The 16894-nt window shown below is 65.4% G+C and carries 17 protein-coding genes; 7 read left to right on the top strand and 10 right to left on the bottom strand.

Translation table 11 applies throughout. From position 1 onward, the window contains the following. Positions 1-72: 72 nt before the first annotated feature. The 4 genes from sucC (at position 73) to ESB00_RS05755 (ending at position 3739) form a co-directional block, all read left to right on the top strand. The gene (gene sucC / locus ESB00_RS05770) at positions 73-1257 is read left to right on the top strand and encodes an ADP-forming succinate--CoA ligase subunit beta (protein ID WP_129046772.1); all 1185 of its coding nucleotides are present in this window, start codon (positions 73-75) and stop codon (positions 1255-1257) included. A 99-nt stretch (positions 1258-1356) separates the two neighbouring features. Beyond that, the gene (gene sucD / locus ESB00_RS05765) at positions 1357-2280 is read left to right on the top strand and encodes a succinate--CoA ligase subunit alpha (protein ID WP_129046771.1); all 924 of its coding nucleotides are present in this window, start codon (positions 1357-1359) and stop codon (positions 2278-2280) included. A gap of 79 nt (positions 2281-2359) precedes the next feature. Next, complete coding sequence (locus tag ESB00_RS05760; RefSeq protein WP_129046770.1) at positions 2360-2788, top strand: HIT family protein; 429 nt, start codon at positions 2360-2362, stop codon at positions 2786-2788. A gap of 87 nt (positions 2789-2875) precedes the next feature. Continuing rightward, complete coding sequence (locus ESB00_RS05755) at positions 2876-3739, top strand: rhomboid family intramembrane serine protease (RefSeq protein WP_129046769.1); 864 nt, start codon at positions 2876-2878, stop codon at positions 3737-3739. A gap of 135 nt (positions 3740-3874) precedes the next feature. Here the strand turns inward: ESB00_RS05755 and ESB00_RS05750 are convergent, their stop codons facing one another. Beyond that, positions 3875-4714 (bottom strand): inositol monophosphatase family protein, encoded by an 840-nt coding sequence (locus ESB00_RS05750; protein ID WP_129046768.1) that lies wholly within the window; start codon positions 4712-4714, stop codon positions 3875-3877. Positions 4715-4821: 107 nt separating this feature from the next. Here ESB00_RS05750 and ESB00_RS05745 point away from each other — a divergent pair, with 107 nt between their 5' ends. Then, a complete protein-coding gene (locus ESB00_RS05745) occupies positions 4822-5571 on the top strand; it encodes a metallophosphoesterase family protein (protein WP_129046767.1) in 750 nt (249 codons plus the stop codon). A 135-nt stretch (positions 5572-5706) separates the two neighbouring features. Here ESB00_RS05745 and ESB00_RS05740 read toward each other — a convergent pair whose 3' ends face one another. Beyond that, positions 5707-6171, bottom strand: a complete 465-nt coding sequence (locus ESB00_RS05740; RefSeq protein ID WP_129046766.1) for a Crp/Fnr family transcriptional regulator — start codon at positions 6169-6171, stop codon at positions 5707-5709. 175 nt (positions 6172-6346) lie between these two features. Here ESB00_RS05740 and ESB00_RS05735 point away from each other — a divergent pair, with 175 nt between their 5' ends. Next, positions 6347-7102, top strand: coding sequence for a GAF domain-containing protein (locus ESB00_RS05735; RefSeq protein WP_129046765.1), 756 nt, complete (start codon positions 6347-6349; stop codon positions 7100-7102). Positions 7103-7272: 170 nt separating this feature from the next. Here ESB00_RS05735 and ESB00_RS05730 read toward each other — a convergent pair whose 3' ends face one another. From ESB00_RS05730 to ESB00_RS05700, 7 genes are all read right to left on the bottom strand, one after another. Next, entirely contained in the window at positions 7273-8742 is a 1470-nt protein-coding gene (locus ESB00_RS05730; RefSeq protein ID WP_129046764.1) for an alpha-L-fucosidase, read from the bottom strand. A 222-nt stretch (positions 8743-8964) separates the two neighbouring features. Further along, positions 8965-10809: an OPT family oligopeptide transporter gene (locus ESB00_RS05725; RefSeq protein WP_129046763.1), complete on the bottom strand. Its 1845-nt coding sequence runs from the start codon at positions 10807-10809 to the stop codon at positions 8965-8967. A gap of 320 nt (positions 10810-11129) precedes the next feature. Further along, positions 11130-11477: a hypothetical protein gene (locus tag ESB00_RS05720; RefSeq protein ID WP_129046762.1), complete on the bottom strand. Its 348-nt coding sequence runs from the start codon at positions 11475-11477 to the stop codon at positions 11130-11132. 23 nt (positions 11478-11500) lie between these two features. Continuing rightward, the gene (locus ESB00_RS05715) at positions 11501-11953 is read right to left on the bottom strand and encodes a hypothetical protein (RefSeq protein WP_164976069.1); all 453 of its coding nucleotides are present in this window, start codon (positions 11951-11953) and stop codon (positions 11501-11503) included. Between the two features lie 100 nt (positions 11954-12053). Next, positions 12054-12545, bottom strand: coding sequence for a hypothetical protein (locus ESB00_RS05710; protein WP_129046760.1), 492 nt, complete (start codon positions 12543-12545; stop codon positions 12054-12056). 42 nt (positions 12546-12587) lie between these two features. Continuing rightward, a complete protein-coding gene (locus ESB00_RS05705) occupies positions 12588-13118 on the bottom strand; it encodes a P-loop NTPase family protein (protein WP_129046759.1) in 531 nt (176 codons plus the stop codon). Positions 13119-13270: 152 nt separating this feature from the next. After that, positions 13271-13939 carry a DTW domain-containing protein gene (locus ESB00_RS05700; protein WP_129046758.1) on the bottom strand — a complete coding sequence of 223 codons (669 nt, stop codon included), beginning with the start codon at positions 13937-13939 and terminating at the stop codon, positions 13271-13273. Between the two features lie 407 nt (positions 13940-14346). Between ESB00_RS05700 and ESB00_RS05695 the strand changes: the two genes are divergently transcribed. Further along, positions 14347-14862, top strand: a complete 516-nt coding sequence (locus ESB00_RS05695) for a hypothetical protein (RefSeq protein WP_218938688.1) — start codon at positions 14347-14349, stop codon at positions 14860-14862. A gap of 49 nt (positions 14863-14911) precedes the next feature. On the opposite strand, the gene ESB00_RS20225 is transcribed toward ESB00_RS05695, so the two are convergent. Then, entirely contained in the window at positions 14912-16825 is a 1914-nt protein-coding gene (locus ESB00_RS20225; protein WP_129046756.1) for a methyl-accepting chemotaxis protein, read from the bottom strand. Between the last annotated feature and the right edge of the window lie 69 nt (positions 16826-16894).

Raw genomic sequence — 16894 nt, 5'->3', positions numbered from 1 at the left:
ACTCCGCCGCGGGCCGCGCTTTTTTGTGTCAATTGCCCGGCCTTTGTGGCTAAAAGTCAGGTCCTCTTTCCCATGAACATTCACGAGTATCAGGCCAAGGCCCTCTTTGAAAAATACGGCGTCGCCGTCCCCCGGGGCGTCGCTGCCCGCACCCCCGCCGAGTTCGAGTCGGCGCTCGCCACCCTCGGCCACGAAGGCCCCATCATCGTCAAGTCCCAGATCCACGCGGGCGGCCGCGGCAAGGGCACCTTCACCGACGGCTTCAAGGGCGGCGTGAAGTTCGCCAAGACCAAGGCCGAGGCCCTTGAGCTGGCGAACCGGATGTTCAACAACACCCTCGTCACCGCCCAGACCGGCCCCGCCGGCCGCAAGGTCCAGACCGTCTATTTCACCCAGGCCTGCGACATCCAGAAGGAATACTACCTCGCCATCCTCCTCGACCGCGTGACATCCCGCCCGGTCATCGTCGCCTCCACCGAGGGCGGCGTCGAGATCGAGAAGGTCGCCCACGAGACCCCGGAGAAGATCTTCAAGATCGTCGTCGATCCCGCCGTCGGTCTCCAGGGCTACCAGGCCCGCGAGCTGGCCTTCCGTCTCGGCCTCACCGGTGATTATTTCAAGAACGCGGTGAAGCTCATCCCGGCCCTCTACAGGATGTTCTGGGAAACCGACGCCGCCATGGTCGAGGTCAACCCCCTCATCACCACCCCCACCGGCCAGGTGCTAGCCCTCGACGCCAAGGTCTCCTTCGACGACAACGCACTCTTCCGCCACCCCGAGATCGTCGCCCTCCGCGACCTCAACGAGGAAGACCCCAAGGAAATCGAGGCCTCGAAATACTCGCTCTCCTACATCGCCCTCGACGGCAACATCGCCTGCCTCGTCAACGGCGCCGGCCTCGCCATGAGCACGATGGACATCATCAAGCACTTTGGCGGCAGCCCGGCCAACTTCCTCGACGTCGGCGGCGGCGCCTCCAAGGACCAGGTCACCGCGGCCTTCAAGATCATCCTCACCGACCCCAACGTGAAGGGCATCCTCGTGAACATCTTCGGCGGCATCATGGACTGCAACACGATCGCCACCGGCGTCGTCGCCGCGGCCCGCGAGCTCACGCTCAAGATCCCGCTCGTCGTCCGCCTCGAGGGCAACAACGTCGCCGCCGGCAAGAAGACCCTCGCCGAGTCCGGCCTGAAGATCGACTCCGCCGACACCATGGCCGACGCCGCCCAGAAGATCGTCAAACTCGTCGCCTAAATAATTTGCCCACGGAACACACGGAATACACCGAAACCAAACCCTGAATTTCTTCTGTGTATTCCGTGTGTTCCGTGGGCCCAAAACTCCTTTCCTAAAATGTCCATTCTCATCACTCCTGAAACCAAGGTCCTCGTCCAGGGCATCACCGGCGAGTTCGGCGGACGCCACACCAAGCTCTCCCTCGACTACGGCACCACGATCGCCGCCGGCGTCACGCCCGGCAAGGGTGGCCAGTTCTTCGAGCACAACGGCCACAAGGTCCCGATCTTCAACACCGTCGCCGACGCCGTCGCCGCCACCGGCGCCACCGTCTCCGCCGTGTTTGTACCGCCGCCCTTCGCGGCCGACGCCATCCTCGAGGGCGCCGACGCCGGTCTCGACCTCGTGGTAGCAATCACCGAGGGCATTCCGATCCGCGACATGATCGCCGCCAAGCGCGCCATGGCCGGCAAGAAGACCCGTCTCATCGGGCCCAACTGCCCCGGCCTCGTCACGCCCGGCACCGGCAAGGACTCCACCGGCGGCTGCCGCATCGGCATCGCCCCCGGCTACATTCACAAGAAGGGCCACGTCGGCGTCGTCTCCCGCTCCGGCACCCTCACCTACGAAGCCGTGTTCCAGCTCACGTCCAAAGGCCTAGGCCAGACCACCTCCGTCGGCATCGGCGGCGACCCGGTCAACGGCACGTCGCACCTCGACGTCATCAAGATGTTCAACGACGACCCCGAGACCTGGGGCATCATCATGATCGGCGAGATCGGCGGCAACGCCGAGGTCGAGGCCGCGCGCTGGATCAAGGCCAACTGCAAGAAGCCCGTCGCGGGCTTCATCGCCGGCGCCACCGCCCCCGCGGGCCGCCGCATGGGCCACGCCGGCGCCGTCGTTGGCGGAGCCGAGGACACCGCCGCCGCCAAGATCGCCGTCTTCAAGGAGTGCGGCATCGAGTGCGCCGTCACCCCGTCCGACATGGCCGACGCCCTGATCCGCGCCGCCCAAGCCCGTGGCGCGAAGCTGGCGTAAGCCATTTCGTAATTCTATATTCTGGGCCGGACAACCATGTCCGGCCTTTTTTCCGCCTCACCCCGTCTGACAATACCCCATGAGCACCCTCCCCGACTGTTTCTATTGCCGCAAAGATCAGCGGCTGCACGACCTCATGATCGAGCTGGCGCCGCTCTCGGTCTCGACGCTCTACCTGTTCAAGGAACAAACCTACCGTGGTCGCTGCATCGTCGCCTTTCACGGCCACGTCAACGAACTCTACGAACTGCCCGAGGTCGAGCTGGCGAAGTTCACGGCGGATGTCGCCCGCGCCGCCAAGGCCATCCGCACCGCGATGGGCGCGGCCAAGATCAACTACGGCGCCTATTCCGACAAGCTTCCCCACCTGCACGTTCATCTCGTGCCCAAATACGTGGACGGTCCGGCCTGGGGCACGACCTTCACGATGATGCCCGACCCGAAGGTCCTGCTCTCCGTCGAGGAGTATGCCGCCTTGGGCGCCAAGATCCGCGCCGAGCTCGGCTGAGGCCAACTTGGCCGCCCAGTCCTCCCCGGAGGCATCCCGCGCTTGCGGAAATCAACCCGCGGCCGCATCCTGATTCAGATTACTCGCATGATCCGCTTCGATCCCAGCGACCAGACCCGCCCCGTGCTCCATATCGGCGAATACCCGCTGTATTCGCCGCATGTCATCGTGCTCGGCTATGTCTTGTCGATGCTGGTGACGACCACCTGTCTCGCGCTCCGGGTGAGCGCCCCGTTCGAGTGGTTGCCGTTCACCGCCACGGAAGTCCTGCGCGGCCAGGTGTGGCGGGTGTTCACCTACGGCCTGGTGAACGCCCCGAGCCTCTGGTTCGTGATCGATATGTTCATGCTCGTGTGGTTCGGGCGCGAGGTGGAGAAATTCTTCGGACGCCGCATCTTTCTCCAGCTCTACGCCGGACTCTACCTGCTGACGCCGGTGCTGTTCACGGTTCTCGGTCTGTTCGGCTGGAAACAGAGCATCAGCGGGCAGACCGGATCGTTCGGCGTCTTCATCGCCTTCGCCACGCTGTATCCTTCCGCGCCCTTCTTCTTCAACATCCTGGCCAAGTGGCTGGCCTGGGTTCTGGTCGCCATCTACTCCCTGATCCACCTGGCCAACCGTGATCTGCCGAGCCTGCTCTCGCTCTGGGCAGGAGCCGGCTTCGCGCACGGCTACGTGCGCTACGAGCAGGGCCGCTTCACGCTGCCCAAAATCCCCAACCCCTTTGCCCGCCTCCGTGGCCCGAAGTTCAAGGTTCTGCCCGGCCAAGCCCCGGAGAAACCCCGCACCGCTGCGCCGATCACCGCCCAGGGCATGGCCGATGTGGATGCCCTCCTCGACAAAATCGCCCGGTCGGGCATCCACAGCCTCACCCCCGAGGAGCGCGCCCAGCTCGATCGTTCCAGCGCCGAGTTGATGAAACGCAAGGGCGGCGCCCCGCGCTCGCGTTGAACGTCTCGCCTCTCCGGGACTGCCCGAAGTTTGGCCTGATTGGAGGCATGGCACTTCGGGAGGGCTCGCGTCCCTGCGAGCCTAACCCGGTCCGCAGAGATGCGGACCCTCCGCTTTGAGTCTGGTGCGCTGCTGTCAGCCGCCCGCAACCGAGGCCAGCACCGCCCGCATCTCCGCGTGGAGGCGGCCGTTGCTGGCCACGTAGCGCCCGCGATCCTGCCGCTGCGGATGCGACCCGCCGGCGTAGTCCGTCACCATGCCGCCGGCCTCGCGGGCGATGAGCATCCCCGCCATCGCGTCCCATGGCTTGAGATCCTTTTCCCAATAACCGTCGAGCCGGCCGGCGCCGAGCCAGCACAGGTCCAAAGCCGCGCTCCCCAGTCGGCGCTCGCCGCGGATGTGCTGCAGGAAAGCCGCCCATTCCCGCAGGTTGTTGTCGGGATTGGTATGCTTGTCGTAGGGGAATCCGCTGGAGACCACCGCGTCGCTCAACTTGTCCGTGAGCGTGACCCCGATGCGCTGTCCGTTCAACTGTGCCCCCTGCCCCGCCACCGCGGTGAAGAGCTCTCCGCGCACGGGATCATAAACGACGCCGAGCAGCGGTTCGCGCTCCGCCGTGGCGAGCGCGATGCTCGTGCAGAAATGAGGGAGCTTCGCCGCAAAGTTCACCGTGCCGTCCACCGGGTCCACAAACCAGTGATACGGCGCCGACGCGGCCGACGCGCCTTGTCCGCCGCCCTCTTCGCCCACGATATGATGATCCGGAAACCGCGCGAGCAGCTCGCGCACGATGAAGGCCTCCGCCTCGGTGTCGGCCGCCGTCACGACATCGGACCGGCTGCTCTTGCGCCCGGAAATCGGGATCGGCGCGGCGAAATGCCGCAGGATGATGTCCCCGGCGCCCCGCGCGATGGCGGCGACTGCAGGAAGGATTGAACCCGGCTGGAGCATGCCGCTGGTCTGCGGGATCAGCACGTGCGAATCAACTTCCGAAACACCCCGCTGCCCGCGCGACCCAAGCCTCTGGGCGGAATTGCGGGCGTCGCTGGCACGGGACAGGCTCTGTCCGGTCCACCTACCCCATGAAACTGCTCGTCGTGTCGGACCTGCACTTCAGCCTGCCCCAATTCGACTGGATTGCGCAGCAGGCGGAGCGTTTCGACGTGGTGATCATCGCGGGCGACCTGCTGGATGTCGCGGGGCACCTCGACCTGGATTCCCAGATTACCGTCGTGGTGAAATACCTTCGCACCATCAGCGCGAAGACCCGGCTGCTGGCCTGCTCGGGCAACCACGACGGCGACGAGAAGAACGAGTCGCAGGAGTATGTCGCCCGCTGGCTGCAGCGCGTGCGGGCCGCCGGTCTCACCGTGGACGGCGCCGGCGTTGACCTGAACGGCCTGCGCCTTTCGGTCTGCCCGTGGTGGGACGGCCCGGCCACGCGGGAGAAGATGCGCGCCTTCCTGCGCACGGAGCGCGCCGCTGCAACCGGCGCCTGGCTGTGGGTACATCACGCCCCGCCCGACGGCGTCGGCGTCAGCTGGACCGGCAAGGCCCACGCGGGTGACGCCTTCCTGGTGGAAACCATCGCCGAGTTGGCGCCCGACTTTGTGTTCTCCGGCCATATCCATAACTCGCCCTTCCGCAGCGGTGGTGCTTGGGCGGCGCGCGTCGGGCGCACCTGGGTTTTCAATCCCGGCCGCCAGTCCGGCGCGCCCCCGGCCTTCATCGAGCTCGACCTTGAGCGGCGAACCGCCCGCTGGGTTTCACAGGCGGGTGACGAGGAAGTCTCGCTCGATGCCGCCGAAGCCCCGCAATCAACTGGCTCCTAGTCAGGTTCCATTCGAACCCTGATCCCGGAAACAGGTAACCACGGTGAGTCCCGCCAAGGCGGGATGAAAGCGTGGCCGCACACAGAACCACGCTGTCGCTGCGCTCCAGCGCGGCTACACTCTGATTTTTCCGCCCTAATCATCCTGCGGCCGACGCGGGATGTTGCGCGGGTGCTTGTGCATCAGCGCGTCGAGCATCTCGTCGATCATGCCGAGGTGGTCCGACCGGTCGCGGAACTGGTGCTTGATGTCCACAAGGTAGCGGTTGAGCGAGTCGAGCCGCCGGGCGAGGATCGTCGCGGTATGCAGGGCGACGCCCGGCGTGGTCGCAAAAAACACCGCCGGATCGGACACATGCCGGAAAACGGTCTCGGTCAGCGCCTTCACCGTGGCGGTCGGGGTGGTCCCGAGCAGGAACGCCATGTCGCCGAACACCGCGCCCGGTTCGTAAACTTCGGCGATCAACTCGCCCTCCTTCAGGACCTCGACTTCACCACTCTCGAGAAAATACAGGCCGGCCAGCGGCTGGCCCTCGGTGATGACCACTTGGCCGGGTGCGAAGGCCACGGCAGGAAGATGCTTCAGCAGGCTCAAATCCATGGGGAAAGGGGTTGCTCCGGTTGAGCAGATTCCGGGCCGAAGCGCGGCCGTTCCCGTCAAACGGTGGCGAATAAGCAAAGTAACTAAACCCGATTCGGCGGCAGGAACCCATTGTTTGAAGGGAACCGCCGCGGTATAGTCTGCACGTCAAGGGCCCGGGTTTCCCCAACCCGTCATGTCTAAGCTTTCATCGTCACCTCCACCGGTAGCCGCACTTTCGCCCGCACTGCTCATCCGGGCCGTGCAGGATGTCTCCACCGCCGAATCACTCGACGCGATCATCACCATCGTGACTCACGCCGCGCGCACCGGCACCGGGGCCGATGGCGTGTCCTTCGTCCTCCGCGACGGCCACCAGTGCTTCTACGTGGACGAGGACAGCATCGCGCCGCTCTGGAAGGGTCGCCGCTTCCCGATGAGCGAATGTGTCAGCGGCTGGGCCATGCTGCATCGACAGGCGGTGGCGATTCCTGACATCACCCTGGATTTACGGATACCCCAGAACGCCTACCGTGCGACCTTCGTGCGCAGCCTCGTGATGGTGCCGATCCGCAGCCAGGATCCTCTCGGGGCGATCGGGGCCTACTGGGCATCCACCCATCATGTCTCGGCTGAGGCCGTGCACTGGCTGCAAGCGCTCGCCGATGCCACCAGCGCCGGCATCGAGGCGGTGCGTGCCGCCGACGAGGTGGCCGAGCTCCGGCGCAGTGCCTCGAGTGCACCGTTCGCCGACGGTCCGCGCGAGATGGTGCGCATGTGCGCCTGGACCAAGCGACTCTTCCACGACGGCCAATGGATGTCCATCGAGGCCTACCTCCGCTCCCGCTACGGCGTCACGGTCACGCACGGCATGTCCGACGACGCCCTCGCCCGCTTCAAGCAGGAGATCGACAGCGTCATGGGCGTCCCCCGCCCGCTCACCAAGGCGTAGAGGCTCGCAATAGTGAAGCCGGAGCGTGTCCGCGAAACTGGGGCCGGTCTCCGCACCGGCCGGATCGAAAACTATAGATCGGGGGGGGGCTCCGACTGGCCCGCACACGGCGTCGGGCGTAAAGCCCGACCTACTTCGGCCCCGCGGGAGCCGGGCCCTCCAGCGAACCTCTATCGTTTCACCGTCGCACCCGGGAGCTTCAGCACGTGCGCGTAGCGGCTCGGCGCCTCGTCGGGGCCCAGGTCGGGCAGCGTCACGACCAGCGCTGCGCCGCGACGCTCGACTTTCAGTTCACCAGACACACCGAGCAGAGTCACGCTGGCCCCGGCGGGCAGATCCACGTCGTGCAGAGTGAGTGTGCGGCCCGGCCAGCCGGCAGTAATGGCGTAGAGCGTGCCGGGCTTCTGCGTGAAGAAAACCTGCTTAACGGCCCGGCCGTCGCGCGGTTGCTGGCCGACCTGCTCGAGCAGTTCGTAGCGCACCTGGTAGTCACCATAGGCCTGTTCGGGGCGTTTGCCCTCGGTCCACTGGGCGGCGCGCGCGGCCGGCCGCGTGCCGTGGATGGCTTCGCCGTTCACGCGCAGCCAGTCGCCGATCTCGAGCAGGCGCTGCTCCATGAGCGGCGGGATGGTGCCGTCGGCCGCCGGCCCGATGTCGAGCAGCAGGTTGCCACCGCGACTGACGGTGTCGATCAGCAGGAGCACGAGTTCGCGTGTGCTGCGATAATCCTCCGCGCGCTCGGCGCGGTTGAGACCGTAGGAATGACCCATACCGCGGTTCTCCTCCCACGGGTGCGACCCGTCGGCGAGGCCGGCGGCGTATTCCGTGGTCCAGTAGCCGCCATGCTTGTGGCGCGTTTCTCCGCCCCAGCGGTCGTTGACCACGACTTCATCGCGCACGGGTGATTCGTTGAACAGCCATGCCAGCAGTTCCTCGCTGCGCCACCCGGCCGAGGGCATCTCCCACTCGCCATCGTTGAAGATCAGCGAGGGCCGGTAGCGGGTGACGACGTCCTTGAACTGCGGGATCATGTGCTCGTCCACGAAGCGCTTCCTGTCGGACAGCCAGAGCGGGTTGAACCACTCGTAGTAGGAAAAGTAGATGCCGAAGGTCAGCCCGCGCGCGCGGGTGGCGTCGGCGAGGTCGCCCAGCAGGTCGCGCTTCGGGCCGGTCTCGACGGCGTTCCACGGCCGGCCCCAGGTGCGGCTCGCCTCGGTGCTCGGCCAGAGGGCAAAGCCGTCGTGGTGCTTCGAGGTGAGCACGACGTATTTCGCGCCGGAGCGCGCGAAGACGTCCGCCCACTGCTCGGGCTTGAACAGCTCCGCCCGGAACTGCGGCGCGAAATCCCGGTAGTCGAAACCCGCGCCAAAGGTCGCCTCGTGATACGGCCGCCACGCCGCCTTCTTGGGGTCCTTGCTCAGCACGCACTGCCAATACCATTCCGCATACTGCCCCACCGGCGCCCAGGCCGGCACGGAATACACGCCCCAATGGATGAAGATGCCGAACTTCGCCTCGCCGAACCACGCCGGCGTCGGCCGCCGGTCGAGCGATTCCCACTTGGGTTCGTAGGGCGCGGCCGGAACGTTTGCACCAGCGGTCAGCAACAGGGACAGGGCAACCAGCGTCTTAATCTTCATGGGGTGGCTGCAGCATGCCCGGACCGCAGACTTTGCTCAAGTCCCCAAAACACCGGACACGGCCGGAGCCGGGTAGCCATGTAGACGCATTGGATCCCGCGGACGCGGGAGACAATGTGGTCTTCCCCGCGCGTCATCACACCCGTTTCCCGCTTGCGCGGCCACGCTTTCGTCCTGCGTCCGCTGGACTCAAGTGCGGCTAGTTTCTCGCACCGTTCCGCCTCAACCCGCGATCACCCCGGACACGATCAAAAACGCGATGAGGATGCCCATCAGGCTCTCGCCGGCGATGAGGCCCGAAGCCACGGGCACGACCAGTTTGTCCGCAACCGCGGGCCACTTCCGGCGCATCCATTCCGCAACGGCCGACCCGAGGAACATGGCGATGCAGTTGCTGCCCGGGATGACCATGGCGATGCCGAGGCCCGAGGCCGAGGGCAGCAGGGGACGGAGTTTGCGCGGCGCGAACTTCTCGAACAGCGAGAGCGCCACGCCGAGAATGAGCCCGACCACGATGGCGGTCTTGGACGACGGATGCAGCGCCGCGATGCCGCCTGAGAAAGCCTGCGACACGCCGGCCCACACCACGCACGATGGCGCCGGCCAGGCCTCGCCACCCAGCACGCTGGGATCGGGCAAAATGATGTTGAAGGCCGGCACCACGATCGCCGCTCCGGCCATCACGCCGAAGAGCTGCGCGTAAAGCTGGTGCCGGGGCTTGGCGCCGAGCAGCCAGCCGGTCTTGAGCGTCGTCAGCAGGTCTGCGGCATGCAGGCCGACGCCACCCGTGACGTTGGCGGACATGATGTTTCCGGCTACGTTGCCGGGCGTGATGATACCGTAGATCATCTGCGTAACCGGGCCCAGCGCCTTGGTCGGCGTGACATCGGTCTCGCCGGTCACGCGCGCGGCCACGAAACCCATCACGACCGCCAGCGGCACGGCGACCAATCCGGCCCAGAGAGGAATCTGAAACAGCCAGACCATCAGGCCGGTGACCACCGGCGCGAGCACGAGAAAGCCGACGGGGAACCACCACTCCGGACACTCCACCGCCTCGATCCCGCTCTCGGCGGGTTGCGCGCCCTTGCGACCAAAAATCCGACCGAGCCCGGAGAACGAGCGGGCGATGCTCTTGTAATCCAGCGCGAACGACGTGAGCCCCGACGCGACCAAAATCGCCGCGCCCGGCCAGAGCGTCCACGCCACGATGGCCTTGTAGCTGACGGTGGTGACGATCCCCTGCGCCACGAGCGCGGGCGCCAGCACGGCGTAGGTCAGGATGCCGCCGAGCAGCAAAGACCAGCCCGTGCGGAAACTCATGAGCGCGCCGCCGCCAAGCAACACGACCTCGGCCTTCAGCGAGAGCGTCCATTGCGCCAGCGTGTGCCCGGCCAGGCTGACCGGCAGGCCGAAGGTGCCGGGAATCCAGTGCCATGCGTCACGCAGCCACGTCAGCACCGCCGCCACGCCCGCCGACCCGGCGAGCCACGCAGCCTTGCCCTTGCCGCCGCCCGCCGCGGCGTCGTGGATCGAGCGGATGGTCTCCGCCGTCGCCGTGCCCGTGGGGAACGCGAGGCCCTCATGGTTGATGAGCTGGCGCTTGATCGGGATGGCCGCAAACACACCCAGCGCCGCGATGACGCCGAACCACACGATCATCGCTGTGGAATCGGGCCGCACCGTGGTGATCATGAACAGCGCGCCAAAGGCCGCCATGTTGCCTCCGCCCGTCATGAAACCCGCGCCCGAGGCTACCGTGGTCAGCGCGTTGTTCTCCAGCACGCCGAGCGGCTTCTTCACGATCCGCAGCGCCTGCAGGAACTGGAACGAGCCGAAGGCGAGGATGCACGCCGTCAGCGTCACGCCGAGACTCCAGCCCGTCTTGAAGAAGACGTAGATGTTCGAGAGGCACATCGCCGCCCCGATGAGCATGCCGACGACCACCGCGCGCACCGTGAGGTTGGCCTCGTGGGGCCGGTAGATGTTCTTCAGCCAGTCGGCCTCGCGCTCGTGAGCAGGAACTGTCGGGTTGGACACAGCGGGAGGAACGGAGGGGGCGGACATGCGATGGGGATGAAGAAGGACGGTGCCACCCAACCGTTATGACACAGCGCTCCGGTGAACAAGCCTTAGATGCCGCCAGTCATAAAAGTTTCAGCGAACAGCGCCCCAGGGCACTGGATCCTGAACTGCGTAAAGGCGGGCTGCACGATCTCCCGCGGCAGTCGTCATCCATCCTACTCGTTCCGTCCGCCGCCACCGCGTGCCCAACACAAAGCGTATCAGTGTTCCCAAACCTACTACGGCTCGCCGCGCCGTAGCTTCAGAGAAGGCGGGGCTTGTTCAACCGGCGTTCTGCTGCGCGCTACGGCGCAGCAGAACGCTCAGAGATCGGCCTCCTCCTTAAGAATCCATCGCCAACCTGATCGCGACATTTCTTCTCGAAGAACTTTGAACTTTTCTGGGGCGCGAGGGCCAACCCATGCCGTGTCGCTAGGAATCTCTATGCCGCACGATACGCAGGAAAAGCACGTATTGAACACCGACACTCTCTTCTTCAGGTCGCTCGCATCCAGGTAGGCTGTGTCGACTTCATACTCCAGCAGGTAGACATGGCGACAAAACGGGCACGCAAACACAGCAAAATCTTCGTCACCGCAGTTGGCCCCTCCGCGGGCCATGACTTTCGCGTAGTCAATCTCACCCTCGCCGATGTAGTCGCTATCGCTCATGGTTCTTGGCCGATTGATTGAGGTCAGCCACGGAGGGCAGCGGCAGCTGCCCAGAGTTGGCTGTGCCGGCTCAGAGATCGGCGTTCTTGAGGCGAATCGAACGCCGATGTGTCCACTGAATCCAGCGTGAACTGACCATTCTTCTCGGTGTAGGTATAGTGAATCACGAAGAACCCGCCTTCTTTGGAACCGAGGATGAACAGTCGGGCACTGCCTTTCGTGGCACCTTGGCTGCGGACGCGCGTCCAGTCGTCACGGAAAAAGCGAGCCAGCACGGCCAGGCCCTCTTTCTTCTGAGTGGTAAACGACGCGGTCCGGACACTTCCGACACGGGTTGTGATCTCCGAATGCGAGTAAGCTACCCGCAAAATCTCAGCGCGCTCTTTGTCGTAATCGGGGTCGAGCACCTTCGCGCCCAAGTATAGTGCCGCGAAAAGCCCGACAACGGAAACAAGGACTATCAACGCATGCTTCATCTTTCTTCCGCCGATCGTTAGAGATGTGCCGCGCGCGGGCGAGCGGAGAGTGAACCCTTCTGAATTACTGCATATGTGGAGCGGAGGAGGCCCATGCGAATCACGTTCCATTCCCGCGCGTTGGCACTGGCGACTGGATCGGCTCTCTCGCAGTAGCGCCGTGCGAACCACAGTGTCCGCGGTAGAGGAGGACTAGAATGAAGGGAAGACCGACGACCATGCATACGGCGAGAAAGACGAATGAAAGGGCCTGGAATCCAAATCCACCTATACCGAGGTTGAGGGTAAGGAATCCCAAAAGAGCGATTGCTTGAAGCAGCAATAATCCTTTTGCCAGCGGGTGTTTGAAATTCGCTATGCCAATCCAGATCGCAGCGGGGATGAGTCCGAGAGCACTCCAGAATGCAGCCGCCATGATCTTCGGCCAAACACCGTAATGAGGATCGGTCGGCGTAATAGTCGAGATGACGATGGCAGTAGCGGTCGTAGCCACCATGATTGCCGAGGGACCGATGACTGCGCTTTTCTTCATCTTTTCTTCGCCGATCGTTAAAGATGAGCCACGGCGCTCGATGGCGCGACTCGTGCGCAAGCACGAGGCGTGACAGCGAGTGCCGTTGGCTCTGGCGACTGGTTAGGCTGTTTTGGCATGGGCGTCGACTTCGCGGTTAAACTGCCGCAGCTCGGCAAGTGAGCGAATCACGATCACTCGCCTCGATTCACGCTGCGCATCAACCAGGGCACGCAAGCGCGGCATCGCATCTCGATCAATCAACCAAAGCATCTTCATAAGCGGCCAAGTCATCGGAAGCATCGGACAACCGGACGGTCCGTCAATTCGTGGGCGAAACAGACACATGAACTGACGCTTCAGCGCCCACCAATAATGCCGCCAAAGAGGAAAATCGATGAGCACAACGGTATCGCAGCGACGAAACCTTGCTTCAATCGCGTCGAACTCGCCCCAGCCGTCGATGATCCAACGCGGCTCTGAAACAAGCTTCGCATGCACCGTCGCGAACTCTTCTGCCGCCACGCGCTTCCATCCCGGACGCCACTGGAGCTGATCAACCGGATGAAGCGGCAACCGCAGCGCGTCGCGAAGTCTTCGAGAGAGCGTCGACTTTCCGCCACCCGCATTACCGATAACTGCGATGCGCGTCATTTTTTGCCTAACAGTATATTCAGCGGAACTCAGTTCCGCATAACATTCAGGGTTGGTTTTCCGCGAGCAAAGACACAAAGGCTTGCCGCGCAATGCTTGGTTTTGACGGATTCCGGTTTTGCCCAACGCATTTTACCGGACCAAAGCGGAACTCAAACCAACGGCCGCCGCCTATGTAGTTCGGTGAGCAGGTCGGGGAAGGCTTCCTTGATGGGCGACGCAACGAGAAATTCCTCGGCCTGGACCACAGCGCCGCGGGTGCGGAGGCCGGCATAGACGTGGAGTTCAAACTGCAGGCGCAGCTGGCGCTCGACCTCGGTCAGGCCAAGGGCGGCGAGGAGGAACAAAAGTGCCTCGGCGGTGGCGTATTTGCCCGACTGTTCCTGGCGACGCAGGCTGCTGCGGCTCTCGCCGGCGTCGGGCAGGCAGATGAGCCGGCCCCACCCCGCGACGTGCGACGACATGCGCGCGGCCTCGCCCCAGCTGCCGTCGAGCAGCAGCACCTGCACCTGCGAAAGATCGGCCCCGGTCGGCACGGCCTCGCCGCGCGGGTGCAGGATCCACAGCTCACGGCCGGGCCGGGCGATCTCCTCGCGCGGGGGCGGTTTTTCGCGGTGGAACACATGCTGCCGTGAACCCGCCAGCACGCGGTTCACCAGCCGCCCGGTGCTGGTGGGGCGCCAGAGCTCGCGCTGGTGGATCAGCACGTCCACCACCAGCGGGCTCGCGATCTCCGTGTGCGCCGCGCAGATGCACCAGCGCGGTGCGAAACGGCAGCGTTCGCACCGCGAGGTATGGTTGGTGATCAGGCTCCGGGCCATGGCGCCAAGCAGGCCGGCCCGCCCCCAGCGGGTCAACCTGAACCACGCCGGTTGTCTTCCCAGGTCCTCTCCAAAATCTCCCTATTGTCATCCTGAACGAAGTGAAGGATCCAGCATGATGGCCGCAGGCGGTTGCGCTCCTGGATCCTCCGCACGGCTCAGGATGACGGTAAGGATGTTTATTGGTGGTCCCACCCAAACAGGCTTCGGTTTGGTCCTGGCTCGCAGAATGACTACCTTCCTCAGTTTTGCGTCTTTTGTGCTTCCAGCCACTGCGTCGGCAGGGCGACTGGTCCTGGGCGGCGAGAGCGCCGCAACAGGATGTGGCCAATCCCTCCGTGGAATTGGATTCCGACGGCCTAATGTGTTGCCGGAACCGCCGTCCGACCCAAGGGTCACAGCACCCCATGGTTATCCTCCGCATGCTTCGCCCGGTCTGGTTTTTGTCGGGATGGCTGATGACCGGTGCGCCCGGTCTCCACGCCGATGATACCGTTCCCGCCTCGACCGTGACCCAGCCGGCGGAGCGCCCGACCCTGAGTGCGGCGCAGACCGACCAACTCGCGGCCCTCGCGGCCGAGGAATTGTCCCGCCCCGCGCCCAAGCCGCGTCCGCGACTCAAGGAGGGCGACGTGCTCAGCGAGCAAGGCCGCCTGCGCGTACACGGCGGCATGAGCGTGACCGTCGGGGCCAGCAGCCAGGGCAGTTTCTACGGCACCTCGGGCTGGGTCGGTTTTCACGACCCGGTCACTGGCCTCAGCGTGAGCTTCTCGTACTCGAGCTACAAGGGTGACGGCCTCGGCGGTTACTACCCGGGCTATGGCTACCCGTTGTTTTATCCCAGCGTCGGACCGGTCAGCGAAGCCCTCCCGGCGATGCGGGCGATGCCCTTCGTGAACGGCGAGCGCGGCGGCCGGCGCTGAGAGCGGCAAATCCGGGGTGAGGGCACCCCGGCTCCATTCGCTTTCCGTCTTAAACTCCGGCCAACACCGGACCGGGCGCAGGACGTCTTGAACCGGAATGAGAGGGTTTCTCGCTGCCGATCTTCGCGCGACGGGCAGTTGTGATCATGGCGTCGAGCCGGGCGACGGCGGCGGCGAGGCGTTCGATCTGCGCGCGCATTTCCGCGGCGGCGGCGGCGTTTTCCTCGGCCATCGCGGCGGTGCGGCGGGTGATCTCGCCGACGTGACCGATGGCCTGGTTGACCTGGGCCACGCCCTCCGTGCTCTGGTGCGAGGCCTGCTCCACCTCGCGGACGATCGCGTGATGGTCGGCCGTGATGCGGGAAATCTCGAGGAAGCTGGATTCCGTGCGCTTCGTAAGCTCGGTGCCCTGCCGGCTGTTGTGGACGGCAGTCTCGATCTTGGCGGCGGTCTCGCGGGCAGCCTGCGCGCTGCGCTGGGCGAGGTTGCGCACTTCCTCGGCCACGACCGAGAAGCCCGCGCCGGCCTCGCCGGCCCGCGCGGCCTCAACCGCGGCGTTGAGCGCAAGAACGTTGGTCTGAAAAGCGATGTCGTCGATGGTCTTGAGAATGCCGGCCACCTCGCCGGTGGACTTCTCGATACCGGCCATGGCGGCGGTCAACTCACCGAGACCGCGCTTGCCCTCCTCGGTGGCGGTCGCGGAGCGTTCCGCCAGGGCAGCCAGCTTCCGCATGTGCGTGACCGTCGCGGCCGAGGCTTCGGCCAGGCGCCGGACCTCGCCCTCGATGGCGTCGAGCGAGGCCGTCTGGGCACAGGCATCGTTGCTGAGCCGGCCGGCCGACTCGGCGATGACCTGGGCCGCATCGCGCACCTGCGTGCCGGACTCGTCCAGCTGGTGGCTGACCACCCGCAACGAGCGCGCGATGCCCCGCGAAATGGAAATCATGAGCAGGGAGAGGCCGACCACGGAAACCGCGCAGAAGGCCGACCAGCCCACCAGCCGCGTGCGCGCCTCGGCGAGCCGGGCGGCGGTGTAGGCCTCGGTCGCGGCGTTCACCTGCGCGGCGAGGCCCGTGAACGTGCGCTCCAGCCGGGCGGAGGGACCGCCCTGGTAGTCGGCGAGTGTGCCGAATTCCTTGAAACCCGTGGCCTTGGCGCCGCGATCCCGGAGCTTGCCGGCCAGACCGGTGACCAGCTGGTAGTCGGCATCGGCAGCGAGCCGGCCCACCGCGCCCGCGGTCTCCTCGTCAGCCAGGGTGTGCAGCCGCGACAGATGGTCGTCGATGCCGAGCAGCTTGAGCTTCATCTCCGTCACGGCCGTGTCGGACAACTTGTCGGTGCGCAGCGCCGTGGCGACGAGGCCGCGTACTTTCCAGAGGTCCTTCTGCAGACGGGCGACATTGTCCTGCGTGGTGATGCGCCGCACGAGTTCGGCGTCGTGCGTCTCCTGCGCGAGCGCGGGCAAAATGCCGGCTTGGGCGGCGAGAAAGGTGTCGTAGGCCGAGAGCGCCTTGCTCTTGAGCGGGGAGTCGAGGTCCTGCACCTGCGGACGCCCGGGGGCGAGGATCTCGGCGCGAAGGGCGTCGAGCCGGCCCTCGGCCGCGATCGCGGCGCGCAGCGCACCGCTGAAACGCGCGGAGGCCGCCGCCTGGTTCTCCGCGGCCAGGTCGCGCAGCCGCGCGAGCCGCTGCCGGCTGGCATCCACCCGGGCGGAGTAGCGCGCGAGCTGCTCCGCCGGGGCGCCCTCACCGAGGAACGCCGACGCGTAATAGGCGGCCTGCCGCTCATCGGTGATGTCTTTCGCCAGCTCGTAGGCCGTGCGGGAGACTTGGCTGGTGCGCTGGAAGTTGGCCAGGCTGTGGTATTCCTGCCAGGCGGCACGGATGACCAGCCCGGCAAAAACAGCCAGGCAGAGCAGTGCCGCCAGGCTGAGCACGAGGAGCTTGTGATGGATCTTGGTCATGGCAGCGCCAGCGCGACCAGGGTTGGCCCGAAAAAAGGGACGCACCACAGCCGGAGGGGGAAGCTGGAG

Source organism: Oleiharenicola lentus (assembly GCF_004118375.1).
In the GTDB taxonomy this organism is placed as follows: domain Bacteria; phylum Verrucomicrobiota; class Verrucomicrobiia; order Opitutales; family Opitutaceae; genus Lacunisphaera; species Lacunisphaera lenta.
This window is presented reverse-complemented; position numbering and strand designations above follow the sequence as displayed.